This window comes from Ruminococcus sp. AM42-11, assembly GCF_003480145.1.
Taxonomy (GTDB): Bacteria; Bacillota; Clostridia; order Lachnospirales; family Lachnospiraceae; genus Blautia_A; species Blautia_A faecis.
Map to the genome: position 1 here is coordinate 45,169 of NZ_QUIO01000031.1, position 8,296 is coordinate 53,464.

Annotated in this window: 12 protein-coding genes and 2 pseudogenes; 4 read left to right on the top strand and 10 right to left on the bottom strand. The window is 41.3% G+C overall.

The genetic code is table 11. The features are described from left to right. Nucleotides 1-20: 20 nt before the first annotated feature. Nucleotides 21-1,166: a helix-turn-helix domain-containing protein gene (locus tag DW904_RS16460; RefSeq protein ID WP_243110455.1), complete on the top strand. Its 1,146-nt coding sequence runs from the start codon at nt 21-23 to the stop codon at nt 1,164-1,166. Between the two features lie 254 nt (nt 1,167-1,420). Here DW904_RS16460 and DW904_RS16465 read toward each other — a convergent pair whose 3' ends face one another. The 9 genes from DW904_RS16465 to DW904_RS16500 form a co-directional block, all read right to left on the bottom strand. Beyond that, on the bottom strand, nt 1,421-1,678 hold the full coding sequence (locus tag DW904_RS16465) for a hypothetical protein (protein WP_117854241.1): 258 nt from the start codon (nt 1,676-1,678) through the stop codon (nt 1,421-1,423). A 1-nt stretch (nt 1,679) separates the two neighbouring features. Beyond that, complete coding sequence (locus DW904_RS16470; RefSeq protein ID WP_117854242.1) at nt 1,680-1,922, bottom strand: hypothetical protein; 243 nt, start codon at nt 1,920-1,922, stop codon at nt 1,680-1,682. After that, on the bottom strand, nt 1,922-2,200 hold the full coding sequence (locus tag DW904_RS16475) for a hypothetical protein (protein WP_117854243.1): 279 nt from the start codon (nt 2,198-2,200) through the stop codon (nt 1,922-1,924). The genes DW904_RS16470 and DW904_RS16475 overlap by 1 nt, the downstream gene beginning before the upstream one ends. 114 nt (nt 2,201-2,314) lie before the next feature. Then, nucleotides 2,315-3,004, bottom strand: a complete 690-nt coding sequence (locus DW904_RS16480; RefSeq protein ID WP_118582797.1) for a hypothetical protein — start codon at nt 3,002-3,004, stop codon at nt 2,315-2,317. Between the two features lie 13 nt (nt 3,005-3,017). Then, complete coding sequence (locus tag DW904_RS16485; RefSeq protein WP_147422335.1) at nt 3,018-3,695, bottom strand: hypothetical protein; 678 nt, start codon at nt 3,693-3,695, stop codon at nt 3,018-3,020. After that, nucleotides 3,692-4,147: a zinc-finger-containing protein gene (locus DW904_RS16490; protein ID WP_117854246.1), complete on the bottom strand. Its 456-nt coding sequence runs from the start codon at nt 4,145-4,147 to the stop codon at nt 3,692-3,694. Before DW904_RS16490 ends, DW904_RS16485 begins: the two co-directional genes overlap by 4 nt. A gap of 88 nt (nt 4,148-4,235) precedes the next feature. Then, nucleotides 4,236-4,367, bottom strand: a complete 132-nt coding sequence (locus DW904_RS25845; protein ID WP_301331857.1) for a hypothetical protein — start codon at nt 4,365-4,367, stop codon at nt 4,236-4,238. Between the two features lie 4 nt (nt 4,368-4,371). Further along, on the bottom strand, nt 4,372-5,202 hold the full coding sequence (locus DW904_RS16495) for a S1 RNA-binding domain-containing protein (RefSeq protein ID WP_347562178.1): 831 nt from the start codon (nt 5,200-5,202) through the stop codon (nt 4,372-4,374). Between the two features lie 261 nt (nt 5,203-5,463). Beyond that, nucleotides 5,464-6,249 (bottom strand): transglutaminase-like domain-containing protein, encoded by a 786-nt coding sequence (locus DW904_RS16500; protein ID WP_117854247.1) that lies wholly within the window; start codon nt 6,247-6,249, stop codon nt 5,464-5,466. Between the two features lie 627 nt (nt 6,250-6,876). Here DW904_RS16500 and DW904_RS16505 point away from each other — a divergent pair. The 3 genes and pseudogenes from DW904_RS16505 to DW904_RS16515 all read left to right on the top strand — a co-directional run. Beyond that, complete coding sequence (locus DW904_RS16505) at nt 6,877-7,155, top strand: type II toxin-antitoxin system RelB/DinJ family antitoxin (RefSeq protein ID WP_005924829.1); 279 nt, start codon at nt 6,877-6,879, stop codon at nt 7,153-7,155. Next, nucleotides 7,152-7,442, top strand: a complete 291-nt coding sequence (locus tag DW904_RS16510) for a type II toxin-antitoxin system YafQ family toxin (protein WP_117854248.1) — start codon at nt 7,152-7,154, stop codon at nt 7,440-7,442. Before DW904_RS16505 ends, DW904_RS16510 begins: the two co-directional genes overlap by 4 nt. Nucleotides 7,443-7,686: 244 nt before the next feature. After that, nucleotides 7,687-7,884: pseudogene (locus tag DW904_RS16515) on the top strand (relaxase/mobilization nuclease domain-containing protein); the annotation flags it as partial. Here the strand turns inward: DW904_RS16515 and DW904_RS16520 are convergent. After that, a pseudogene (locus DW904_RS16520) lies at nt 7,885-8,142 on the bottom strand (group II intron reverse transcriptase/maturase); the annotation flags it as partial. Between the last annotated feature and the right edge of the window lie 154 nt (nt 8,143-8,296).

Below are 8,296 nucleotides of genomic sequence, written 5' to 3' on the forward strand. Positions count from 1 at the left end.
ACTTGAGGAGATGCTTTCATATGAATTATGTATCTTTTTGCAGAATGTATTTTTCTGTTACCCATATTCCAGTCAGTCTTATGAAAAAGAACGAAGCCATTTATTCTTCTATTGGTGAAGTATGTTCCGTAAAGGCTGCGCGTTATTGGGAAATGGCACCGATTGATGACACCCCTAATTTTTACCGATATTCACCAGATATTGAATATGGAGTTGTCCATATCCTTGGAACCGATTACGCAATTGTTCTCGGACCAGCTTTTAGTGTTCCGGTTACTTCTGAAATTATCAGAGCTTATATGCATGAAAATGCCATTGCATTGGAATACCAAGAGGCAGTCGCAGAATTTCTCTGTACTATCCCGCGAATTACTTACCAGCAATTTTCCAGACATCTCGCATTAATTCACCTATGTCTGAATCAAAAAGAAATAAGTGTCCAGGATCTTTTTCAACAGGACAATGAGCACGTGAGAAAACGTGAAGAACAGAACGTCAACGAAATTGCCAATAATATCGAGAATAATAATTTACACGACTCCTACTATTTTGAGCAGGAATTATATCAAGCAGTAAAAGAAGGAAACCCTGTCAAACTAGATCATTTTTTGAACACAAACAAGTTTCAATCCATAGAGGGAAAAATGGCCAACACGCCTTTGCGCCATGCAAAAAATCTATTTATCGCGACAACAACAAAAGTGGGAATGCTTGGTGCCATTCCAGGCGGTCTGGATATTGAAAAGACCTATCAGCTTATGGATCTATATATTCAGGAATGTGAACGACTGCAGACGATCAGTGATGTAAAATCCCTCCAGTATTCCATGATACAGGATTTCTGCCACCATACAGCTAATACTCATATTCCAGAAGGAATTTCCTCTGAAATATACAACTGTATGAGCTACATCCGCTGCCACACCAACGAAAATCTAAGTATTGAAGATATCGCAAAACAGATTCATCGCAGCAGTTCCTACACCATGAAGCATTTTAAAGAAGAACTTGGAATTAATATAGGGGCATACATTGTCCGCTGTAAGCTGGAAGATGCCAAGGGACTGTTGACTTATAGTGATAAAAGCCTGACTGAGATTTCGAACTATCTTTGTTTTTCCAGCCAGTCTTATTTTCAGAATGTTTTTAAGAAAAAATATGGCTGACACCTTTACAGTATAGAAAAAAGACACAACATATATAAAAAATTTTTCACCATCTTAGAAATTAATGATAATTTTTTTCAGCTAGTTTATCATTTTCGTAACGTCACGAAAATGTCTCAAACTACATAATAACCTATAAAATATAAAAAGGCTGCTTCTTATAAAGATATCCCTTAGTCAAATTGGATTTCTTTATTTTCAAACAGCCTTTTAATAAATTGTGAACTTCCAGAAATTTTACAACTAAATCCAGCCTATATCCATTCATCGGCATTCCGAATCAAGTCAATGATTTCATCCAATGAACGCTCACTTTCCACGTATACATCATACAACGCCTGTTTTGCCCTCTCGATTTTCCGTTCCGGGTGTCGTTCATCCAGCAGTGTGGAAAGCTCCTCAGCAAGAACACTATATTCCTTATGTTTTTTAATTACTTTTTCCTGAAGTCTTTCTATTTTTCTGTCCAGAGCTTCTATGTGTTTCCTTTCTTCCTGCTCCTGTTTTTCCATGTCATTCTTCCTCTCTACTGTCGGTATCCGTTTTTCCTTGTATAAAACTGAGGATCTCCTCATAGCTTTTTTCGCTTCCTGCAATAGCTTTTAAAATTTCTTCATTCAAAATCGCTTTTTTCTTTTTATGCAGGTCTTCCAGTTCCGCTGTCAGGCGGTCATTCTGTTCACGGTTCCGGCTGATTGCCCTCTCTGTTTTTGCTATTTTCTGTTCAAGTGTTTCCCTGTTCATGTTTCTTGCCATCACTGTACTCCCTTCAAGATTCTGCTGATATTTTCTGCACGGTATTTCACATAATTCCAATCCATGTCAAAAGCACTTAAGATCACTTTCTGGGTTTTGGTTACTGCATGATCAAGCCGGTACACCTTATCCAGCTGGCGTGTCATCTCGATCTTTTCCAGTTCCACGATTTCATAGGCACCTGTTGCTGCCAGGTAAAAGACATATCCGGCATATCCAAATCCACATAGCACCAGATAAATGGTCCATAGTACAAACCCGGTGGATTTTTCCGCCATTCCAAATGTACATCCGCAATATAAAATAACCAGGCAGATCAAAACAGTGTTCACAATCCGTTTCTGAAAAAGCCAGGAATCCTTTCATACCCGATCTGGATTTTTTCCAGGTTCTCATACAACTGCTGCCATCCTTTCTTTTGCTTCAAGTCCGCCTTCCTCTCTGATACAGCTAATCACAAGCTGTTTCTTTTTGTACAGGGAAACTAAAATGCGTAAATACTCCTGGCTGACCTGTTCTAAAATCTCCTCTTTTTGTTTTTCTGCTACCGGAACCTTTTGAGTTTCTTTTTGTAGGCTGCATAAATGATCGGAAATGGTTCCATTTTTCACGATCTGGGTAAAGACCTTGTGTTCTTCATAAGAAAATGTAGGCTTTTGAAATGCACGAAGGGCAAACTTTATTCCTTTTCCCATGGCCAGGCTGTCGGTAAAGTTTCGCATCCGGTCAGAAAAAGAATAACAGATTGGCTTCAGTACTGCCCTTTGAAAAAGGAAAAACAGTGCTTCTTCTTTTGTCTCTCCCTCGCATCTGGCTACCAAGCCGCGCCGTACCAGACGGTTTAAGCAAAAACGAAAATCCTCTTCATCCGCCCATTCCATCGCCTTTTCTTTTCCAAGGGCAATACATAAAAGCCGGTACATCTGGGAGTGTACATTTGCCTCTTCGCATACCGACCGGGTAAGGGCGGCCCAAATCATGGTCTCCATCTCAGAGAGTACCTTTTCCTGCTCCCCAACCCGTACCACAAACCTTCCGGAGTCTTCTTCCACCCGGTTTCCCACTGCTGTATAAAAAATCATTTAAAGTTCCTCCTTAAAACAGCTTCATCACTTCCAGAAGTTTTGGAACCACATAGCCAAGAAAAAGGGCTGCCAGCAGACACATTCCCGTATTTGGCTTTCGAAGGTTCCTGACCTCCTGGTTTTTGGTTCCGATAATCCGCACCCTGCCAGGAACATTCCACCGGAGCTTTCGGTAAAAATGGATAAAATCCTCATGGTCAAACCCAAAAGATCGGACACAGAAGATATTTCGCTTTTGCTCTTCATCATCCAATAGAAAAAAGCTCTCCCGTTCCTGATCCGTTTCTCTTAACACAACATAAAACTCCGGGATTCCACGACGGCTCCCTTCCACGATCTTGTCTATTTCCGGATAAAAAATACGGCAGGACTCATATCTTCCATTTTTCTCCGGCTGGCAGACGGCAAGGCTATCTGGTTCCAGTTCCATATAACAGTATTCCGATTCCATGATTCGTCTGCTGATGCCGGCAGTCTGCCGCAAAAGAAATATGATACTAAGAGCCAGTGCCACACACAAATAGGCAAGATCCCAGGCCCTTATTCGAAAGATGAAAAAATAAAGCGCGATTCCCTCCAAAAAGCTGCCAAGTCCAATCAGAACTGAAAACCACTCTTTTAGATCCATTAAATGGTAAACTTCATCTTCTTTTGCCTGCAAACGCACCTGATACCTCCTTTCTTTCATGCAGCAAACTTATTTTCCTCATAGGAAACCGTTTCGATTTTTATTTTGTTTTGTTCCATAAGTTTTTTGCATTCCCGAATGGTTTCTTCACATCGAAAATAAGAAAATTTTCCGATATGCATTTCTGTTTCTGAAAGGCAGAGCCGGTTCTGCAGCCAGATATAAAGCCCATGTTTGGTCATAACCCCTGCGTTTATCACTTCGTTTAACGCCCGGTGTGCTTCGATCCGCTTGTGGCGAAGATTCCCATCTGCCAAGGTTCCCATAGGACTCAGGCTCTTTTTGTGAACTCCTATGTAGGAATCACATGCTGGATACCCGCCACAGACATACAGATAATTTTCCGGATCCAGGTTCCTCTCCCCATACACGTACATTGCAGGGCGGAGTACTGCCTGCCGTCCACAATAAGGACAATACAGTCTGTTGTCCTGTTTTTTCTTTTTTCTCATGTTGCACCAGCTCCTTTCCTGTTTGAGCCGATTGTAGAAAAATCGCTTTTTCTGTGTCAATAGGATTTCATTACTTTTTTAAACTTTTTCAGACACAGCGTTTGATTAGTCGTGTAATAATTCCCTCTGCCACCTCATAATTGTCATTGATACGCGTCACCACCAGCCCGATCTTGTCTCCTTTGGATGGAAGGGTGGTCATGTTGCAACTATGTGCCACTGCATTAACTCCGATATCCAGGCGCATAAAAAAAATAGGTTCCTTTATAAACTTCTGTAATGATACCTGTATACTTGCCCTGACGGTGGCATTTCCGCAAATTGTCCTTGTTGGTATTGGCCGTCGGGCTTTTGGCATCCACTTCCACGCGAATCTGGTCTACCGAATCCACTTCCACCTTGTTTACCATAACAAGGACCAGATCTCCCACCTGGAATTTTTCTCCGGCATCCCCCATCCATTCCCAGGCCATATCCCTTGCGCGGACGGAAACTTCCACGCCAAACACTTCCAGGCGGACTGCCTTTGGTGCAACCGCAATGACTCTTGCCTCTACGATCCTGCCCGGATACAAAAGAGGCTTTTCCCCTGTTTCCCCAAAGTAGAATGTTTGTCTTTTCCGGAGCATGGCATCTTTTCTGGAAGCCACCACGCTGCGGCTTTTGGCATCCAGATCCTTGATGATAAAATCAATGTCACAGCCAAGCATGTTGTTGGCAATCCGGACCTGGCGGTTTAAGGTATCTGCGTTTTCCCGACCATCCCCGCTTAAGTTAATCATCATTTCATTCATGGGGATGATGATACGGAAACCGTTGTAATAGGTAACCGCAACCATCCAACCGCTTTCCAGCTTTTCAATGCCGCCAAGCTGCCCGGTCAGAACCTTTCTGGTACGATGTGCATTTAACAGTTGGTGCCATCTGGCATCTTCCTGCTCTTCCATGCTTTCCACCTGTGCATCCACATCAATGGTAAGCACCCCTTCGTAAGCGGCCCGGGGTATTTCTTTTTCTGTGGCTTCCTCTGCAAGTGCTCTTTTTGTGTTATCCATGTAAACCCTCCTATTAGTAATACGATTAAAAAGGCACAAAATAGCAGCCTGTGCGTAACAAGCTGCTAATTGTGCCTTCTTTTTACAAATACCATTCTATAATGGATGGAATCGGAAGTCAATGTTATAGAGGTTGCAATAAAGTCGCATTTTGGTCGTAAATTGCATTCTCCTTCATTATTTAACACGCGTCGGTTTCATTTCCAGATTTCTTCACTTCTGTAGAATTGTATCCTGTCTGTTTTTTGATGTCCGAATCTTTTATTCCTCTTCTTCCATCACAAATTTAAACACCAGCTGCTCCTTATTTTTATTTTCTTTCAGAAGTGATTTCCGAATTCCGGTTGTATCTGCGAAGGTTCCCCCATAAGCATCCACCTTAATCCATTTTCCATTTGCCTTTATTTCATTCCACTGATGCGTCCAGCTTCCTGCATTCACATGTCTTACCGGAATACCTGCTGCCTCACAGAGTAATTTGTATGCCCTTGCATAGCCGGAACAGGCCGCCTTTTTCAAAATTAATGCCGCATAAGCTTCATTTCCGTAATTCTTTTTATAAGCTTCTGTAGACTGATTAAGTTGCCAGCAACAATGCTCAGTCAGATACTGAAATAGAACAAAGGCACGTTCTTTCGTATTCAGATTGGAAATTACATATTTCTTTACAATTTTCCTTGCTTCCTTTTTCGCTAGATTTAATCTCTGAGCATTACTTGGTTCCTTCACTGTAACTTTGCATTTCAAAGTTTGTTTTCCAACCTTTGCATAAATCACTGTCGTTCCTTTCTTTTTCCCTTTTATCTTCCCAGAAGAAGAAACAGACGCGACCGCCTTTTTGGAACTACTCCATTTTACTTTCTTTTTGCTGCCAGTTACTTTTAATGTTTCCGTACAACCTTTATATACGGTAACTTTTGTTTTGTTAAGTTTTAGCTTTGCCGCCTGAACATTGACGGTTCCCATACTGATGCTAAGTAACAATACTGCCAGGATCCATCCCCATAAGATTCTTCTTTTCTTTTGCTGTAACTGTTTTTCTTTCATTGGTAACCCTCCATTTTTTGATTATCTCTGGTTTCTACTGCGAGTGTAGCAAGTTGGTTCTTTTAGTTTCAATAGGATTTTGGAAAAAAATAAACTTTTTAATAGAAAAAGAGTACGAAAAGGAATTTCCAAAAGGGAACTCACTTTTTGTACTCTTTCTGCAAATTTTATTTTATAATATTTCAAATTTTGAAGCAATTTCTTTTTTGTAGAAATAAGAATGCAATTTTAACACATATCACTTCCAGAATAATCTCTATTTATTCCAGAAATTTTATGATTCCTTGGATACAGTTTGTATTCCAAATAGCTTCCATACAAGCTTTACTCGTTTCTTAACAAGCTTTCGAAATATATGCCACGCTCATGATGGCAAGCAGTATCGATAAAAGAAAATTTCGCAAAATATCTCCAGCGTGGTACTGATACGGCGATACAATCTGGAAGCAAATACAATCCCTTGCATTAGATAATTCTGTTTCTTTGACACCCAGCACCCTTTTTTCTTTATAAAATTCATCTTCAACTCCTCTTTAAATGAATTTAACATTAAATATTCGTGCAAAGTATTGTTTTCTTCGTGCAAATGACATATACTATAATTGCCAGCAGAAAGGAGCTGATCGTATGGCTGGAAATACTACAAACATCAGTATCCGCATGGACGCAGATTTGAAAGCGCAGGCGGACGCACTGTTTACTGAACTTGGCATGAACCTGACTACGGCATTTAACATCTTTGTGCGCCAGTCGCTTCGTGAAGGCGGCATTCCCTTTGAGGTAAGGCTAGAACAGCCGAACAAAGAAACGGTTGCTGCCATGCTGGAAGCGGAAAGGATTGCAAAAGACCCGTCTGTAAAGGGCTACAATGACCTTGACGAGTTGTTTGCTGATCTAAAAAGATGAAAGAAACAAAATATACCGTCAAGTACACCACATGTTTCAAAAAAGACTATAAACGAGCCATAAAGCGTGGCTTGAAGATCGAGCTGCTGGAGCAGGTCGTGACATTGCTGGCGATGGGCGAACAGTTGCCGGATAAGAACCGTGACCATGACCTGTCAGGCGATTGGGCAGGTCATCGGGAATGTCATATTCTTCCGGACTGGTTGCTTGTCTACCGCATTGAGGATGATGTTCTGGTGCTGACGCTGGCTCGCACCGGCACACACAGCGACTTGTTCGGGAAATAAACAGTCTGCCGCTGTATGGGGAGACCTGTACAGCGGTTTTTATGTATGCAAAGGAAGTCATCTTTGAGGTTGATACCATCACTTGCATTGTTATCACAGTTGATGTTGGGGTCTGCATCATAGAGAATATGAATAATTTTCCCATCATATATCCAGTTATCAGAGATTTTGTCATAGGAAATTCCAAATGTTGTATAGGAATCAAGGCTATTATCACAATAACTTGGATCACCCAATTCAAAGCTTCGTGATCAGCACCCACGTTGACAAAAATCATATTCACAATCATATCATCTTTAACGCCGCAAGCTTTGTTGATCATCACAAGTATGTTTCCAATAAGCGGAGTTACCATAAACTCTGCAGAATCAGTAATCGTATCTGCCATGAAAATGGACTTGCCACCAGTATGCCAACCGGAGAAAAAAGTAAAAGCTATAAACTCTTGTTGATGTTCCTTTAGATATGGAAGAGCCTCCTCAATGGTCATGCCATCAATTCCTGGCGCTCCCTTGTTTGCCTTAACTCTCTTATACGCTCTGTTAAAGTTGTCTTTATACAGTATCGCTTCCAAAAGTCTCGGCTGTGCACTGTCTCTTTCTTTCCATATCCGATTGAATGACCTAGACGCTTTCACATACCCTTCATGTTCCGCATTATCTCTTTGCAAACAGCCATTGTTTTCAATGTTTTCTGCCATAGACGGTCATTCCTCCTTTCTCGTTCATACTCAAGACTCCTACTGATTCGGTCCTTCACCTCTCGGCTACTATGACCTCTGCTGACTTCTGTGCGTTCAGCATTGCTTTATGCAATGGTTACCTCTTTCAAGGCGTACCGCACAGACCTCCCTA